Annotated in this window: 13 protein-coding genes and 1 pseudogene; 7 read left to right on the forward strand and 7 right to left on the reverse strand. The window is 57.0% G+C overall.

Going from position 1 to position 17,505, the window contains the following annotated elements; all coding sequences use genetic code 11:
- The 6 genes from AC5ZG5_RS30435 to AC5ZG5_RS30460 all read left to right on the forward strand — a co-directional run.
- Positions 1 to 442: aldo/keto reductase (locus AC5ZG5_RS30435; RefSeq protein ID WP_496165479.1), on the forward strand; the 442-nt coding region annotated here is incomplete at its 5' end.
- A gap of 130 nt (positions 443 to 572) precedes the next feature.
- Complete coding sequence (locus AC5ZG5_RS30440; RefSeq protein ID WP_456645644.1) at positions 573 to 977, forward strand: hypothetical protein; 405 nt, start codon at positions 573 to 575, stop codon at positions 975 to 977.
- A gap of 792 nt (positions 978 to 1,769) precedes the next feature.
- Positions 1,770 to 3,113, forward strand: coding sequence for a pyridoxal-phosphate dependent enzyme (locus AC5ZG5_RS30445; RefSeq protein WP_456645645.1), 1,344 nt, complete (start codon positions 1,770 to 1,772; stop codon positions 3,111 to 3,113).
- A gap of 124 nt (positions 3,114 to 3,237) precedes the next feature.
- Entirely contained in the window at positions 3,238 to 3,816 is a 579-nt protein-coding gene (locus AC5ZG5_RS30450; RefSeq protein ID WP_456645646.1) for a VTT domain-containing protein, read from the forward strand.
- 125 nt (positions 3,817 to 3,941) lie between these two features.
- Complete coding sequence (locus AC5ZG5_RS30455; RefSeq protein ID WP_456645647.1) at positions 3,942 to 4,835, forward strand: transporter substrate-binding domain-containing protein; 894 nt, start codon at positions 3,942 to 3,944, stop codon at positions 4,833 to 4,835.
- 50 nt (positions 4,836 to 4,885) lie between these two features.
- Positions 4,886 to 7,654 carry a putative bifunctional diguanylate cyclase/phosphodiesterase gene (locus AC5ZG5_RS30460; RefSeq protein ID WP_456645648.1) on the forward strand — a complete coding sequence of 923 codons (2,769 nt, stop codon included), beginning with the start codon at positions 4,886 to 4,888 and terminating at the stop codon, positions 7,652 to 7,654.
- Between the two features lie 466 nt (positions 7,655 to 8,120).
- Here AC5ZG5_RS30460 and AC5ZG5_RS30465 read toward each other — a convergent pair whose 3' ends face one another.
- The 6 genes and pseudogenes from AC5ZG5_RS30465 to AC5ZG5_RS30490 form a co-directional block, all read right to left on the reverse strand.
- Positions 8,121 to 8,405, reverse strand: coding sequence for an integrase core domain-containing protein (locus AC5ZG5_RS30465; RefSeq protein WP_456645649.1), 285 nt, complete (start codon positions 8,403 to 8,405; stop codon positions 8,121 to 8,123).
- The gene (locus tag AC5ZG5_RS30470; protein WP_456645683.1) at positions 8,339 to 8,896 is read right to left on the reverse strand and encodes a hypothetical protein; all 558 of its coding nucleotides are present in this window, start codon (positions 8,894 to 8,896) and stop codon (positions 8,339 to 8,341) included. The genes AC5ZG5_RS30465 and AC5ZG5_RS30470 overlap by 67 nt, the downstream gene beginning before the upstream one ends.
- Positions 8,897 to 9,128: 232 nt before the next feature.
- Positions 9,129 to 9,359 (reverse strand): annotated as a pseudogene (locus tag AC5ZG5_RS30475) (IS21 family transposase); the annotation flags it as partial.
- Between the two features lie 295 nt (positions 9,360 to 9,654).
- Positions 9,655 to 11,061 carry an MEDS domain-containing protein gene (locus AC5ZG5_RS30480; RefSeq protein ID WP_456645650.1) on the reverse strand — a complete coding sequence of 469 codons (1,407 nt, stop codon included), beginning with the start codon at positions 11,059 to 11,061 and terminating at the stop codon, positions 9,655 to 9,657.
- A gap of 732 nt (positions 11,062 to 11,793) precedes the next feature.
- The gene (locus AC5ZG5_RS30485; RefSeq protein WP_456645651.1) at positions 11,794 to 12,051 is read right to left on the reverse strand and encodes a hypothetical protein; all 258 of its coding nucleotides are present in this window, start codon (positions 12,049 to 12,051) and stop codon (positions 11,794 to 11,796) included.
- A gap of 1 nt (position 12,052) precedes the next feature.
- A complete protein-coding gene (locus tag AC5ZG5_RS30490; RefSeq protein ID WP_456645652.1) occupies positions 12,053 to 12,907 on the reverse strand; it encodes a YiiX/YebB-like N1pC/P60 family cysteine hydrolase in 855 nt (284 codons plus the stop codon).
- A 595-nt stretch (positions 12,908 to 13,502) separates the two neighbouring features.
- Here AC5ZG5_RS30490 and AC5ZG5_RS30495 point away from each other — a divergent pair.
- On the forward strand, positions 13,503 to 14,630 hold the full coding sequence (locus tag AC5ZG5_RS30495) for an alpha/beta fold hydrolase (RefSeq protein WP_456645653.1): 1,128 nt from the start codon (positions 13,503 to 13,505) through the stop codon (positions 14,628 to 14,630).
- 483 nt (positions 14,631 to 15,113) lie between these two features.
- Here AC5ZG5_RS30495 and AC5ZG5_RS30500 read toward each other — a convergent pair whose 3' ends face one another.
- Entirely contained in the window at positions 15,114 to 16,859 is a 1,746-nt protein-coding gene (locus tag AC5ZG5_RS30500) for a PHA/PHB synthase family protein (RefSeq protein ID WP_456645654.1), read from the reverse strand.
- Between the last annotated feature and the right edge of the window lie 646 nt (positions 16,860 to 17,505).

A 17,505-nucleotide genomic window follows, 5' to 3' on the forward strand; every position in this document is an offset into this window, starting at 1 on the left:
CAAAGCAGCCCGATCATTCCGCCAGCTTAGGCGATTCCATTACATCATCAACTCGGATGAGGTTTTCGGTACACACAACTGCCGCAACCAGGGCATTCCATTCTTCGCCTACATGGTGTTCGAACAGGGCGCGCTGAGCGGCAAGTACAGCCCCGACAACCCGCTACCGGAAGGCACCAACAGGGCGCAGGCTTACAATGGCATGCTGCCTCAGCTGAAGGCCCTGACGGACAAGCTCGCCTCGATAGGCCAGAAGCAGGGTGCAGCAGTTCCCGATGTCGCGACGGCTTGGGCTATCGCGAAGGGCACATCGGCGTCACCAGGCCTAGCTATATCTATGGGCTCGTCCGGGCCAACCACAAGGCTCTCCGGCGACGACATTGCAGAGCTGGAAGCGCTCGCTGACGCGGCTGGCGTGAACACCCGCGGTTGGTGGGAATAAGAAATGTAGTTCGAAGGGGCGATTCCGGGAAGGATGACATTGCCGGTGAGCGCGCCTGAATGTCGCCGATCTGCAAAGCCTGAACGACTCAGGCCGAGCCGGCATCATCAAGTCATGCGAAGCAGACATCGTGCCAGCCGACTTCATGGACAACGAATGCGAGCAACAAGATCGCCCGCTTCGTCACCGCCGAGCAGAACGCGGTAGCCCTGTCCGACCTCGGGCCGCGTCGAGAGCGCTCGCGCGGCTCCGTAGTTTCGCGGGAGGGAATCCGCTGTGGGAAGCACCGCATGTTCATGGCGAACTGCTCAAGCTTGGGTTCGAGATCGCGCAATCAAGCATTGCCAAGTACATGGTCAAGCGGCGAGGACCGCCCAGCCAGGGTTGGCAGACCTTTTTGCATAATCACGCCCCAGACAAACGATGCGGCGATGAGCGCCAAACTTATCAGGACAGTATTTCGGCCTCTGGAGGACAACCGGACAAAACCTTTGCAGCCACCAATTCCGAGTCTGGCCTGGCCCTGGCTATGTGAAAACGCTGTGCGGCTGTTATGCCTCTCCCGTAATTCTGGGTGGGGAATTGATGAGGCCCTTCGAAGAAGCGGATCGTGGGCAATGGCCGTTATTGCCCGCATGCCTCGATGATTTCATTGACGAGAGCAACGCTGCTCGCGTGATCGACGTGCTTGCCTAACCACATTTTGCTTCGTCACTGGTCGACTTCTGCCATAACATCTATTTTCGGAGTTGAGATTTCTACCTGCTGCTTCTGTGGCTGGAGGGAAAGCATCTCTAGATTGACTCACCGCACTGCTTCTAAGCCCGACGCGGACATTCCGCTTTCCGGCGTGCCAAATGCCGGAGCTGTCCGACAGCATCATTTTTATTTTCAGTGGCCAGTGGGGACGCTTCGGCCTGATCTGCATCTGCTTGACCGATTTCGCCTTTCGCCCGCCATGCCGTTGCTCGATTCGTATAGGCTGGAGCGTAGCAGCCGCGCCTTGTTTGGAGCGAAATGTGCGGCTCGTCTCGGCCAGATGGTCGGCCCGCGCTAAACCTCGATCTTGGCTATCTGACGCCGCTCCGATCGCAATTCTCTCGAAGCTTATTTGGCAAAGGCAAGGTCAGGCCCGATCGGAAATCCTGGCGTGCTTTAGACGAGTCTTGGTTAAGCAAAACTTAAATTATTCCTCGCCGAAGCCAGCACCCGACTGGAATATCGTTAAAAAAAGGTTAATCTACAACTCTTAGGTGCCATGTGACAGTTCGCGATGTACCTCTCTCGCCGAAACTTTGTGCAAGGAATCATTTTGGGCGGAGCGGCGTTGGGCGCGGTCGGCGCGGCTCAAAGCGGGCGTCCGTTGTTGCCGCTTCCCCATATGGCCGATGTTTCAGGTTTGGCGCCGCCGCCTGCGGTATTGAACTCGCAATTTTTGGCTTTGGCCAAGCTGTTTCCCTCCTTGGTAGATCCCGACGCCGAAGAGGGGCCTCTCATCATCAACACGCGCGCCCGTAAAGACTCTTTCGCCGGATACAAGCGCCTAGGCGATCCGGGCAATTCCATTTTCCTGAAGGATGCCGAGGCCCGCGCTATCATTCCCTGGACCCCCATATTTGCGCGGGAAAACCACCTCTTACAGTTGCCACCGTCGGTGACGCGACAAATCGATTGCGCTGAACTCTTGGTGGTAAATGAGAGCAGTGCGCACTATCCCGTTTTTGGTAACAAGGCCCGCAAGTACGAATTTCTGTTGCCAAACTTGAAGTGGTCCGGCTCTCAGCACCTTGGGACCATCGGTGCGGTTTCCAGCAATCACGCGTTGCAATTTGCTCTCGCCAACCGCATGGCTGATTTGACCGGCGACGGAGAGCCGCTGAACTGCGCCCTTGATTTGGTGCTTTTTGAGGTACCGGGAGCCGCCACGGACATGGCGAGGCTGGCCATTTTGCAGAGCCTTGTTCAGCGCGTTGCCATAACCAAGAATGACGTCGAATTGGTGGGCGAGGCGGCTTACGAATTTGCAAGGCACTGGCTGCATCCGGACACGGATTCCGTTGTTCCGCCAGGCGGTTCGAACGAATTAAGCGTGTTGGGGCATATGAATGCGGTCGCCGAGCTGGCGCAGTGGCTCGACGCCGCTCAGGCATGGGAAACGCCGCCCGATGTGATCTTTGTTCCCATGGGCAGCGGTTCGACTGTGCTCGGCCTGCTCTTCGGCGTCCACCTGATGGGATGGCAAACCAAGGTGGTAGGGGTGGCCGATCAGGACAGACCTTATTTGACGCGATGGTTGGTCAATCGGCAGCCCTCTCTGCCCTTTGTGGAGGGAAACGTCACCCAGCTCGCCCGCAGCACGGCGGCTTGGCTGCAAAAGATCCGCTTTCCAGGCATTTCGCCCAACACTCTTCGTCGTGTGCGGGAGGAAATTTTTGTCCCGGATTCTAACAGCTGGGGTCCTGGCTACGGTTTGGTCGAAAGCGTCGATACCTCGTGGGCGGAGGAATTGAAGGAGGCAGGGCTCAATCTCGATCCGGTATTTACGTTGAAGGCTTGGCGGTCGCTGCTCGCCTTGTCTCGAACTGGGACACTGAATAACAAGAAGGTCTTGTTCTGGAACACCTACAACAGCTTTGAATATACGCCGCCTCTCTTATCCGGTTTAGGCTAGTGTTATGCGTAGTCACAAAGCGGTAATCTTCTATTTGTCGGCTGTTCTCCTTCTGTCGTTGGCGTATTTTGCGTCACCCATGTCGAGAGAGGGAGCCTCGCAGCTGTTCCCAGGCTTGTCGACAATGGTGGAAGCGAATCCACTCCTGACAGCTTTGACGTTTCTGCTTGCATCAGCCGCGCTTGCCTTTCTGGCGTTTCCTTCCATGCCCATGGTTTATCTGGCGGCAGGCTTTTACATGAACGGATTCGCCGGAGGTGCAACGGTGTTGCTCGGCAGTACCTTTGGTGGCTTGAGCGCGTTCTTGTTTTACCGGAAACAGATTCAGCAACGCCTCAGCGCTCGCTTGGATCACTATTCCGCTGTCAAGATTTGGCTGACTTTGCTCGGATTGCGCCTCTCGCCCCTCGTGCCAGCGCCGTTGGCGAACTTCTTTGCTGCAGTCTTTCGTGTCTCACCCCTCCAATACCTGACAACGAGTGTGTTAGGCAGTGCGCCGCTCGTGCTGCTTTATGCGCAGATAGGACAGCAAGGGCACCAATACTTGTCTCGCGTAACTCCTCATTGGCACGAATTTTCAGGATACGTCGTCATATTAACCTTAAGTACGTTATTGAGCGCGATCGGTCCTTGGAGGTCGGTGCTGAACGAACTCAAGAACCTGAGGGATTCGCTTCCACTACAGCCAGCGACGAGCCCGTAATCCATCGCCGCCAAGCCAGCTTTTGGTGGCCAAATTGGATTGCACTTAACTGTTTTTCGCTATCTTTTCTTAATGCCGGACTTTTACGGTGCATTTTTATCGCTGTAAAAGCAAAGTGCACCTTCATGTTCTCGAAGCGTTTCGTGCTTGGGCCGCTCAGCGGCGCAATGGCTTGTTTGTTTGTGGCCTCTAGCTGGGCAGCTGATCTCGCGGAGATCAAGAAGCGCGGCGAAATTCGCCATATCGGTATCCGCTACGCTAATTTCGTTACCGGCGCTGGTGACGGTTTCGACGTGGAATTGATGCAGGGCTTCGCTAAACGGATCGGCGTATCTTACAAGCTTGTCTACTCAGATTTTTATTCGGTGATCCGCGATCTGCTCGGCAAAGATGCGGTGCGCAAAAATGGCCAGGTGGCGCTGACAGGCGACTATCCCATCAAGGGGGACGTGATTTCGAGCGGTTTCACCATACTGCCATGGCGAGAGGCCGTTCTCCTATATTCCGAACCGACCCTTCCCTCCCAGGTTTTGTTAGTGGCGCCAGCCGAGTCTGATCTAAAGCCAATCGAGGGTAGCGCCGATCTCGAGGCAGATATCGCTGAGACGCGCAAAGCCATCGGTTCCAGGAGCGTGCTCGTCATGGAGCGCACCTGCTTGGACCCAGCCAATTACGACCTGGTCAATGTCGGTATCGACCTGAAGGCCTACAATAAGAGTTCGAACCTCAACGAGATGGTGCCGGCTATGCTCAACAGGGAAGCTGAGCTGACGCTGCTTGACGTGCCGGACGCCATTCTCGATTTGCGAAAATGGGCTGGCAGGATCAAGATTCTAGGGCCGATCTCCGGCCCGCAGCTGTTGGCAACTGCCTTTCCAAAAGATGCGCCGGCTTTGCGCGACGAATTCAATGCCTATTTGAGAGACCTCAAAGTTTCCGGCGCCTATGACCGGCTCGTGAACAAATACTATCCTGGCATCCGCCGCTTCTTTCCGGAATTCTATACAAAGACGAATTGATGCAGCCTTGGCTGGCCAATTTTAATCGATACCTGGCTCCGCGGTGGCCATTGATAGCAGCCGCAGCCTTTCTGCTGCCCATGCTATTTCTGATTGTCAATCTCTACACATCGCAAGTGGAATTGCGTCAAAACGCCGATGCGCGTTTTCTATCAATCGGTGAAGCGCGCACCAGCGAGATTGGCGAGTTTTTGATCGAGCGCCGGCAGGCCGTCGCGCGGCTCGCCGCCAGTGAGGACATCTCCAACTATTTCAGCAACCTCGATCTCGGAATGTCCGTCAAGTATGGACTCTTTGCTAATTTGGCTGCAATCGAAGGTCGTTTGCAGGTCACCTTGGATGAAGATAAATATCGGGGCCAGCCCTCCTATTTGCGCCTGACTTTCTTCGACAACGACGGCGTGCCGCAAGCTGATGTCGGCGCATCCGGCGTGCCAACGCTCTCGCCAATTGGGCACCTAGTCGAGCCGAACATTCAGATCGACGAGAAGCGCCGCCTGCTCGTAGCCAGCGCGCCGGTGTTGCAGAAGGGCGGGGTACGGGGAACGGTGCAGAGTATAAGCGATCTCAATCTGCTTGCATCATTGGTACCCAGCAACGACCTCGGACAGCCCCATGAATTCCTGTTGGCCGATGACGGCGAGGTGTTGTTCCCGATCGAGCGGGGACACTCGCCTGTTGCTGCCAGCGGCCCCGCGCTTGCCGCTCTGCCGGCTGGCCGCATTCAGGCCCTATCAGTTGTCCCGGCTCCCGAGCTGAAGGGATATCTTGCGCTACGCTCGCCGGTTCCGGGCACACGGCTTTCCGTCCTGCGTCTGGCGAGCGAGGAAGAACTTTACGGCACTACGCTTTCGCCGACCTCTGTGTTTTGTCTGGGTCTCCTCGCTATCGCGCTGTTCGTGTTGGCCATCGGCTTCGAACGAATGCGTCAGAATTCAGTGCGGCTGCAAATCAAGTTCGTCGAATCCGATCGTCACAGAGCCGAGTTGGCCGAACATAACCTTGCACTTTCGCAAGAGATCAAACGTCGCGAAGCTATTGAGATCGACCTGCAACGGCAAAGCGATGCGCTTGACAAGTCAAATGCTGAATTGCGCATCGCCGCTGCCGCCTTCAATGCTCAAGAGGGAATGATCGTCACCGATACCAAAGGCGCGATCTTGAGTGCCAACCGCGCTTTCGTCGCCTTGACTGGTTATGCGATGGAAGAGTTGGTTGGACAAACGGCGCGCCTATTCCGGTCGCATCGTCGCGCGCCTGGGTTTTACCAGAGCTTGTGGAACTCCCTTCAGAGTACCGGTGGCTGGCAGGGCGATATGAGCATCAGGACGAAGAGCGGAGAACATTGCGCGCGCTGGCTGACGATATCCGCCGTGAAAAACGAGGCCGGGGAAGTTACCAATTACATTGGCTCTTACTATGACATTTCCAAACTCAAGCACGCTGAGGAAAAGATCCGGGAATTAGCTTTTTTCGATCAACTTACAGGCTTGCCGAACCGTGTCTTATTGATCGACCGGGTGCGTCAGGCGCTCAATGCCAATACGCGTCATAAATCCTACGGCGCTGTGCTCTTCATTGACCTCGATAATTTTAAGACTCTGAACGACTCGCTCGGCCATGACATGGGCGATCTCCTGCTGAAAGAGGCGGCTCAGCGCATCGCTCGATGTGTAAGGGCAGAAGATACAGTTGCCCGCTTCGGCGGCGATGAATTTGTGGTTCTTCTTGCCAATCTCGGTACCCAAAAGGCAAAAACCGCTGCTTTGCAAGCAGAGGCAATCGGAGAAAAGATTGTTGCCGCCTTCACTGATGCCTTTCGCCTTCACGCATATGAATATCCATGCACGCCCAGCATCGGTGTGACTCTATTTTCTCCCAAGGATAACAATGTCGACGAACTGCTAAAAAGGGCAGATTTAGCGATGTATGACGCAAAAACCGCTGGCCGGAATGGTCTCCGGTTCTTTGACCCCGTTATGCAGACCATGATTTCGGCGCGAGCTGCCCTTGAGACAGATCTGCGAGAAGATCTCAAAAGGGAAGCGTTTCTGCTGCATTATCAGCCGCAGGTCGATCATGGAGGAAGGCTATTGGGCGCGGAGGCGCTGGCACGCTGGCCACATACGCAGAAAGGCATGGTTTCTCCAAGCGAATTCATTCCGGCGGCGGAGAGCGCAGGTCTTATCCTGCCGCTCGGCGCTTTGATGCTCAAAATCGCTTGCCGGCAGCTAGCTAGTTGGTCGTCAGATCCCGCAACCGAGCATTTAAGTGTTGCGATAAATGTCAGCGCACTGCAGCTGCGCCAGAAGAACTTCGTCGAACAAGTTCGTACGATCATCGAGCAAACCGGCGCCAATCCTCGTCGCCTAAAAATTGAACTTACCGAAAGCACACTAGTCAGCAATGTCGACGACGTAATAGCCAAGATGGATAAGTTGAAAGCAATCGGTATCAGCTTTAGCCTCGATGATTTCGGAACTGGCTATTCCTCCCTCTCATACCTAAAGCGTCTTCCTATCGATCAGCTCAAGATTGATCGCAGCTTTGTCAAGGATGTCGTAGTCGATCCTAATAGTGCCGCGATAGCCAAGATGATCATCGCACTTAGCAGAAGTCTTGGTCTTTCCGTCATCGCCGAGGGCGTGGAAACGGAAGAGCAATATACCTTCTTAGCGCGGTATGGGCGGCTCAATTACCAAGGCTATTTGTTTGGCCGCCCTCTTCCGCCGGAGGATTTCGAAACGCTCGCGCGAGCTTTCTCGCCGCGTCAAGCTCCGAATCAGAAACCCGCTTCTGCCAATCGAACGTACGCATAGCCTATCACCTGCGCAAGCGTTCGATCTTCGTGATAGCTTACCTGATGTCTTCGCATCAGCTACCGCAATCGGCACCGAGGAACTAGCAACCCCTCAATATCCCTAGCAGCGCCGATGCGAACCTGGGTGGTTCCGACAACTTGGCCCTGCTAGATCCCGGAATGTACGATCGGCCATTTGCCTTCGGGACTACCCCAGGCGATACCGTCGACAGACGCGGCGATGAATTTCAGATTTTCCGATGCAGACGCGGGGCAAGTTAGCGCCAACGGCAACGGCAAAGATAACTATCCTCGCGGAGGATGAGGGTCCATCAACGCTCTAATCGATCATAGCGGTTTCAGAGCGGCAACCGCAACCGACGCGTCCACGCATGGCGAGCATGGCACGATACAGGCGAGCGCGGGTAACGATTCCAATCGTGGGCAATCGCAACCTGATTTGCACGCCTGTGTGTACCGAAAACTTAAGCTCGGGCGTAGTGGTGATGAAGTCCGCCCAGGATGGCGCGTGAGCTGATCGCACCGGTTCGCTGAACCGGGCGAGAAATCGGCGCGTCCTTATCCAAGGATCGATGCGTTCTGACGTTATTGTAATAGTCGGCGTAGGATTGCAGGACCCGACGCAGATGCGCCTCGCCCAAAACAATGACGTGGTCCAAACACTCACGCCGGATCGATCCGATCAGCCGTTCGGCAAACCCATTCTGCCAAGGCGAGGCTGGTGCGGTAGGCTTGTCCCGGATACCCATGGCGCGCAATCGGCGCGTGACGACGCTGCCATAGATCCGGTCGCGATCGCGGATGAGGTAGTGCGGAGCCTCATCCCAAGGAAATGCCTCCTGATTTGACGTGCAACCCATTCCGCCGTCGGATTTGCTGTGACGTTGATCCAGACGAGGTCGCTGCGGTCGAGCCGGACGATCACAAAAGCATAGAGCAGATCGAAACCGACGGTGGGAACAACGAACAAGTCCATGGCGGCAATGTCCGGCGCGTGATTACGCAAGAAGGTGCGCCATCCCTGGCTGGGTGGCCCGCGTCGCTTCACCATGTACTTGGCGACGCTGGACTGCGCGACCTCGAACCCGAGCTTGAGCAGTTCGCCGTGGATGCGTGGCGCGCCCCAAAGCGGATTTTCGACGCTGATCCGCCGGATCAACGCGCGCAGCCTCGTGTCGATCGGCGGCCGATCGGGCGCGACTTCCAACGCCAATAGCCGCGAAAGCCGGCCCAGTGCCAACGCACGACCGTCTCGGGCCGGATGATCGTGAGGACCTGCAAGATCGATGGATACCAGCGATACAGCTGAATGAAGAACCAGCGATCATCGTTGGTGAGCCGGACACGACAGCTTACGCTTCAAGACAATCAACTGATGTCTGAGCGCCGCATTCTCTGCTTCAAGTCGGCTCTTCGACTTGAGGGCGAAGCCAAGACGGCCAGTACGAAACAGAGCAGCCCGATCATTCCGCCAGCTTAGGCGATTCCATTACGTCATCAACCCGGATAAGGTTTTCGGTACACATAGGTCGTCGCCGGCTGCGGGGAGCCTTCTTTTGCGATGGAAGTCGGGGATCTCTCTCGATCCGATAAGCGGTCGACGCGCTGAATGACGCCTTGGCCGCCGCCACTGGCGGACTATCGGTCTGACGGTACTTCATGTATAGCCTCATCTGGTGATCTGTGATGTGTCGGCCGGGCAAGCGAGTGATTCCTCTTGGCGGAAGAACCACTTGCATAACCTGCCGGCCGCGATCACCAGTCGGCGCGGTCCCTCGCGGATCGCGCCGACGCCGGGCTCGTAACTCCGGTCGGGCTACGCCCTCCCTACGTCACGAGCCCGGCGAAACTCTCTCACCTTGATTGACGCGCTCTTCCATCCAGATCGCCGCGCGACACCATTCCGGACTTCAGGCCCCAAGAACTCCTTCCGGAACGGCAGGCTACCGTTCACGACGTCGGGGTTGCGAGGACGAGTCCAATTTTGCCTTTACACTCTCACCCTACAGGCAGGATACATTGAACGACTGTACCCGGGGCGGCAGTAGCAGAGGCCGATATTCGTCCCCCATGAGCTTCCACGATCGATCGGCAGATCGCTAGTCCCATGCCCATGCCACCGGGCTTGGTGGTGTAGAATGCGTCGAACAGGCGGTCAAAACTCTCCGGGTTCAGTCCCGGGCCCGAATCCCGCACGGCGACGAGCACCCCGCCCGATGCATCTTTTCCGGTGCTGATTAGCAACTCTCGCGCCCCTTCACCGACCTCACTCATCGCTTCGACGGCGTTGATGATCAAGTTGAGGATCACTTGTTGCAGTTGGACTCGATCTCCTTGAATGAGCGGTAAGCCCTCCGCGAGCTGTGTCTGCACCGAGACGCCGTTCTTCACAAGTTCGCCACGGGTCAGGGCAATGACCTCAAGGATTGCTCCGTTGATCTCCAAGGCATCCTTCCGTGGGGGCGCCTTCTTGATTAGGGCACGGATCCGGCCTATGACGTCGGTGGCTCGGTTGCCTGCCTTGACGGTGTTGCCGAGCGCCTGCCGGGCCCGCTCCAGATTTGGCGGCTGGGCGTTTAGCCAGCGCAAGCCAGCTTGGGCATTGGTAACTGTCGCCGCGATTGGCTGCATGACTTCATGGGCAATCGAGGCCGACAGCTCTCCCATCGTCGTGACGCGATTGACGTGCGCCAGCTGCGTCTGCGCCTCGCGCAATGCTTCCGACGCCAGCATCAGCTGGTTGGTCCGTTCTACGACACGTTGTTCGAGTTCCTCATTGAGCCCCTTGATTTCGGCCTTGGCTCGCTTGAGCGCGGCGGTTTCGACAATGTCCCAATTCCCGTGTCGCCTTGCGAGGACAAACTGGTGTGTACGCACCACGTCCAGGATTTCATGAGCTCCGCACGTCGCAAGCGGGTACGTGCACAGCAGGGCAAGGCTCTGATTGCCGATAACCTCGTTGAGACCATCTTCATAGTCGCAAAAGTGTCTCCAGAAGTCCTTCTTTGCGACCCAGGTGGTATCCGCGGTCGCTCTCATGCCGGCGTACCCTCTGCCCGATACGCGAGCGAATTTCTCATACAAAGCGTCTGTCACTCTCTTGCCATCAAACGTGCCGCCCTGGAGAAACCAATCGCGGGCCGACCCAATTTCCATCCTGGAGTCCGCCAGGTGTCGATCAAGGTCAGGCACCGCGGCTTTCAACGCAGCTGTCGCTTCTTCGATCGTCAAAGGCGCGGCAACAACCCACAGGCAGTACTCCTCCCTTCCCAAACCCGACTTGAAGTATTCGATCAACGTGTCGAGGAGATCCTCTCTCGTGTCATAGAAGAGGCAAAAGTGGGCACCCCAGGCCACCATGTCGCCAACGACGTCGATACCGGTCTTCCGCATCTCTGTTGTCATTGGGGGTCACCTCCAATTTCCAACGTTCCGGTTGCGCAACCAAAGTTCTACTGCGGCCGCAGCAGCGGTAGCGATTGGCGTTTTGATCATAATGGTGCTCTAGGTCAGTATCGAATTCCGACCGGAGCGATCAGGAAGGTTAAGCCGACTTCTTGTGGTCGGCCATGAATTTCCTCGACGAACCTTTTTGTTGCTGAGGCACGTCAGTGATGCTGACAGTAGATCCATCGTCTGAAACGAATCGGGGCTTTACCACAGGGCGCATCCTCGTCGGCTACGGTCGTGGGTTGCTCATCCCCGCATCCACCAATGATCGATTAGGCGACGACATCCGCTTGTGGCCCATGGCCGAAATCCGGATTGAAGATCGCCACGTCAACTCACCGGGGTAGACGAGACGCCGCTCAGCGCGAAGTCAAATGCCGCTTTTGACCCTGGCTGTGCAAAAACGCGAAATATCGAAACGCGACGAGAATTGCATTCTTCAGCTCGTTCTTTAAGTTCAGTGCCGTTGCGAGTTGGAGCGCTAAGAGGCTCTTGGACGAATAACTTGTTCTATGGCGCATCAAGTGCTGAGCGTTTTCACCAGCCAAGACCCGGAACGGACATTGACCCTGCCGTCCCGGAAACCGGTTCACTAGCGGTCTAGAGCAGCACGGTCGATGCGAATGATACAGGAGGCGGAGTTTCGGTGACCCACCCGGCCGCCATAGATGGCTCGGGTGCACCATGTCAATCTGGCAGGTCGTTTTCAGGATGAGTCCAGGCATCAAGAACTGTCATGCTCACCTGCAAGAAGGCAATGGAAATTAAGAAACCAAGACTGACCGGGTTAAGCGCAGCTTCCCACGAGCTTTCGCTCGGCGCTGGTTTCGCTCGCGCCGCCCGATCAATAACCAGAGGTCGGAAGCTGCGGCCGTGCCGCCGGTACTTTGCTCCCGGCCGGATACCGCTTGAGCAATGGATCAGTCGTAGACGTGGGTTCGACATGTCAATCATCCGTGAGCATTGCGCAACTTAGTGCCTTAGCGGAAATTTTGGCTAGGCCGCCCGTCGCGATCGCGCCTTCTATCTCTGGAGCGAGCGTGGCTTGTGTGGTGTGAACCTGGAGAAGATCGGCCCACTGCATGTCTCTATAGTTGAAGCCGAACGCGAGCGTGGGCTTCACCACCATGAAGTAGGGCGAAATATCGAAGTCGCGCGGCGCGTAGAGTGACGAGTGACGGGTCTCGGCGATTTCGCGCCGCGCCGTCTGGCTTTCGATGCGCGTGATCTTGGGCAGGATCGGATAACGCACGGCGTCGAATGCTTGCGCAATCAGCGACGAACAGATGATGCGGCTCGCATCGCCGGAGCCGAGTGCGATCGGTCGGCGACGCCAACGCGGCGCCACCGGCCATGGGAATAGATAGCGCATCAGGTCGATGACGTTCCTGAAATCGTAGCCGAGGCCAATGCGTTCAGAGGCGTAGCGGCAAACCTTTTCGCGGTCGGCTTCGCTCAGGCCAACCGGCCGGCAGATGCGGGTTTGACAATGCAGATATTTCGACAGGGGCGCCGACACGACACCTTCGTCGAGATTGGCTTCGACCAGGACGTGGGGCTCGCCCTCGGTTGCGGCGCCCGCTATCGGCCCGACGTACAACGCCGAATGCGACCAGGTCGATTGAGTGAGATATTTGATGCCGCCGGAAATACGACCTTTGCCTTCGACCAGCAAAACGTCACCGGGGCGAAGAGTGTCGCGTAAGGCCGCCGAATCCTTCGAGGTGAGCGGCTCACAGTGGTTGGCCGGCTTCTGCAGCCAAGCAATCAAACGTCCCACGTTCTCGAACATCCAGCCCATCACTCGTCGCTCGAATTTTTGGTGATTTCCCGCATGGCAGTTGCAAGTCAGCTTTGTCATTCGGTTACCCAAGTCACGCTCAGAGCGTAATCATAGAGAGATGGACTGGACAATTGGACGAGAGGGTTGATCCGTGCGTACATTTGTCTGAGACGCGTATACCGAGGTTTAGGATCGACCACCTTTGCGAGTGATGGGAACGTCGCACCTCGCTCGGCAGCTACCGAGCGACATCGGTCCATCAGACGGGTGACGCTGTTGTTCACCCAGTACGTTCGCGAGGTCGGCGCCGCCAAGCGACAAATCGAATCGTCCGCGCGCCCCAGAAGAAGCACGGCGCGTCTACCGGCTCGCCGTTGGTGCTGATTTCGGATTTTGGCCCGCAACCGTCCTTCCGACCGTCGTGTGGAGTGCCGGTTATCGGGGTAAGGCGGAGGTCGTCGGGTGATGCCGTGAAGTCGCAGTTTGACCCAAGGCGGAAATGTGCGGGACTACGGCTGAGGTCTTTAGACGTAAAACCGGAGTGGCAGAAGCTACGGGGTTGATCTCGGCTATTCGGGCGGCAACAATGGAGTAGGCCCCGAGGTTTCGCTCGATGACTGACTTCAAACTGCCCGAGACGAGATATGCCCAGAGCGGCGACGTTAGCATCGCCTATCAGGTGATGGGCGACGGGCCAATCGACCTGATTTTGGTTCCCGGCTTCATCTCACATATCGAATTCCAGCACGAACTCCCAGGATACACCGCTTTTCTGCGGCGGCTCGCGGGCTTCGCCCGGGTCGTGACCTTCGACAAGCGCGGACAAGGGATGTCGGACCGGATGTCGGGTGCGCCGTCGCTCGAGGTGCGTATGGACGATGTCCGTGCCGTCATGGATACCATCAGCTCCAAGCACGCGGCGCTGGTCGGTTTCTCCGAAGGTGGTTGCATGAGTGTGCTGTTCGCCGCGACATACCCTGAGCGCGTGTCGCACCTCATTCTAGCCGGCTGTTTCAGCCGATCCGCGGACCGTCTCTCGGATGAGGCATGGGAGGCACGTTTCGAGCAGATCCTGAGGCTGTGGGGTACCGGCGAACTGGCCAAAACTATCGCTCCGAGCGAGGCGGTCGATCCAGCCGTGATCGCGCAATATGCTAAGTGGGAGCGGTTGGCGAGTAGTCCCGGTGCACTGCGAACACTCTTACGACTCAACCGCCAGATCGACGTGACCGCGATCCTGCCGACGTTGCAGGTGCCGGCCCTCGTCTTGCACAGCAAAGCCGATCTCCAAGTGCCGGTCGATCTCGGCCGAAAGCTCGCAGCCGCGATCTCGGGCGTCAAATACATTGAATATCCAATTGGCGACCACGCGGTCTGGACCGCCAACAACGAGACCGTGCCCGGAGATATCGAGGAGTTCGTCACCGGTCGCCGCGATCATGGCGCGGTTGAGTTTGAGCGCGTGCTGTCGACCGTGCTATTCACCGATATCGTTGACTCCACGCGCAGCGCCACTGCGATGGGCGACGAGCGCTGGCTTCGGCTGCTCGACAATCACGATCAGATTGCAAGAGACATGGTCGGTAAGCACCGCGGCAATCTGGTGAAGAGCACTGGCGATGGCATTCTAGCAACCTTCTACGGTCCTGGACGAGCGGTGCGCTGCGCGCTCGCCTTTGGCTCGGCGGCGAAACAGATCGGACTCTCCGTTCGCGCCGGCCTGCACACCGGGGGAGATTGAGACTAGAGGCAATGACATTGCTGGCATCGCCGTACACGCGGCCGCGCGCGTGATGTCGCAATGCGTCTCCGATGACGTTTTGGTTTCGCGCGTCGTCACCGACCTCGTCGCCGGAGCCGGGTTGAAATTCGCCGAACGCGGTTCTTACGAACTCAAAGGACTGCCCGGGAAGTGGGATCTGTTTGCGGCGAGCGGATAGTCATCGAAACCGAAAACCATTGCGCTCCTTATTAGGCAGAAAGAGCTGAGTGCCGGAGACGTCAGCTTCTGGCCCCAACCGAGACATCGCAGGCAGCTCGGCGGTTGTCCGGTTATCAGGGTAGACGGAAGTCGCGGGCGGCAGGTCAGAGCGGCGCGATTGGCCCGAAACGAAGCCGGACCGCTCAGAAAAGGATGGCCGCTGCTGAGGGTTAGAGCGGACATCACCGTTCCGTAACATTTGATTTGCGTGCAGTCGCGGTCGTACCATCGCTTCCCCGCAACTTACGAGGCCATTGATCTCACGCGTACGTACGAGCCCGGCGCGTTTTCGATAGCCGGTAACTTGCCGCCGCCCGGTTCGCGGGCAGGAACCCGGCCTGCATCAAATTGCGTTACCCATTCGTCCCAAAGCGGCCACCAGGACCCTTGATGAGGCGTAGCGCCGGCGAGCCACTCGTCCGGACTGGGCGGCACGTTGTCGTTCGCCCAGTGGCCATATTTGCTGCTTGGCGGGCTGATCACGCCAGCCATATGGCCCGCAGCGGATAGAACGACTTTGACCGGCCCGGAATACAAGCATGTCGCCGCATAGGTCGACTTCCACGGCGCAATGTGGACTTCGCGCGTGGCCAAAATGAAGGCCGGGGTTCTGACTTTCGACAGATCGATCGGCGTATCCGCCAACGTGATGCCGCCGGGTTTTGTCAGCAGATTTCGCTGATACATCTTGCGCAAATAGAACGAATGCATCGCCGCCGGCATGCGCGTCGAATCGGAATTCCAAAACAAAAGATCAAAGGGCATTTGCTCTTTGCCGAGCAGGTAATTGTTGACAACGAAAGACCAGATCAGGTCATTCGCGCGCAGCATATTGAACGCCGTCGCCATATCTTGCGCTTCCAGATAGCCGCGCTCGCGCATCCGTCTTTCAAGAGACGCCAGTTGTTCCTCGTCGATGAAGACGGCCATATCACCGACTTCAGTAAAATCGACGAGCGTCACGAAATAGGTGGCGCTTGCAATCCGGTCGTCGCCCTTCGCGGCCAGAAAAGCCGTCGTCGAGGCAAGCAGGGTTCCGCCGAGGCAATAGCCTATCGCGTTGACGCTACGCTCTCCGGTCGCGGACTCGATCGTGTGCAGTGCCGCCAACGGTCCCTCGAGCATGTAATTTTCAAAGCTCATTTCAGCGAGCCTCTCATCGGGATTCACCCAGGAGATGACGAACACCGTGTGTCCTTGATCGACAGCCCATTTGACGAAAGAGTTCTTCGGCTGAAGATCGAAAACATAGAACTTATTGATCCACGGCGGCACGATGAGCAGTGGCCGCCTCCGACATTCGTTTGTCGACGGAGCATATTGGATCAATTGCATAAGCTCGTTCTGGTAGATGATTTTTCCTGGCGCCGTTGCGATGTTTTCGCCGAGGCGGAAAGCCTTTATGTCGGTCATTGTAATCGCAAGCGGACCATCGCCGCGCTCCAGATCGACGAGAAGGTTCTCCAAACCACGTAGCAGGTTTTGTCCGCCAGACTCCAGGGTCGCGGTGAGGACCTCCGGATTGGTCGCGACGAAATTGGAAGGCGACAAAGCATCAATGAATTGGCGCGTGTAGAAATCGACCTTACGAGCGCTGGCCTCATCCATGCCTTTAGTTTCGCTGATTGCAGAAAGAAGCGACTTCGCCGCAACGAGATAGCTGTCCTTCACAAAGTCGAAGATAACGTTCTCGCTCCAGTCCGGATGCTTGAAGCGTTTGTCTTTCGGGGGACCGGCCTCGCGTGCACGTAGCATGAGCATGCGTTCCGCAGTTTTCTGCCAGATACCTAGCGTGTCGTAGAATAGGTCGATCTGGGCGCGAGCGACTACCACCGGGTCGGCCATCATCTTTGTCATGAGCTCGAAAAAGTCGAACCCGAGCGTCGACGTGTCGCCCATGCCGAACTTAACCGCGTCCGGCTGATGTGACACAAAGCGCTGCATCAGCAGCTGGCTTTGTTTCGCGATGTTCTGCAGTTTGCGCCGCAAGGGCAATCGGATCCCAAGTGAGCTGCACCTGTTTCTCGAGATAGCTCTCTCCTGCCGTTGTCAGGCTTTACCAGAGCCGTTTGGATAGGTTCCAAAAGATTAGCACCTCACCGGATACGGTTGGAGAACGATGAATCTCGGATTCGCCGTCAGGCCGACCTCGGGTGATTGACCAGCGCAAACATCACGGGTGTCGGGAGACGATCGGGCGGGAGCCGCGGAGCCGTTGTTGCAATGCAGCTAAACGTTGTGCGTTGCGAGACCTCCTCCTTCTCTCATCGCTATTTTGCCCAATGCAGGAAGAGGGCCCGCGAAGCTTCTGTCTCCGCAATCCAAGGATGGAGCACGCAATTTGTCGCGAGTCGAGCTTGTTCTTCGCCGCTGCAATTCTCCAAACATCAGAATCACGCATTTGAGAATGTGAGACTATGACAGGAAAAACTGACTAAGCTCGCGCCGGAAGGCACTTCGAAGCCTGACCCAATGTATGGTCCGGCTGTGCGGTGCAAGAAGATTTCGACGATCCGGTAGATGCGGTCTTGCGTCAATGTATCCGGCCTCTGCTTGGAGCACAGTGCTCCGGGCCATCCTGGATATCAGCGCGCATGTGATCTGGTTAGCGGACAGGCCTCGACCGGGCCATTTG

Source organism: Bradyrhizobium sp. Ses1, assembly GCF_059512365.1.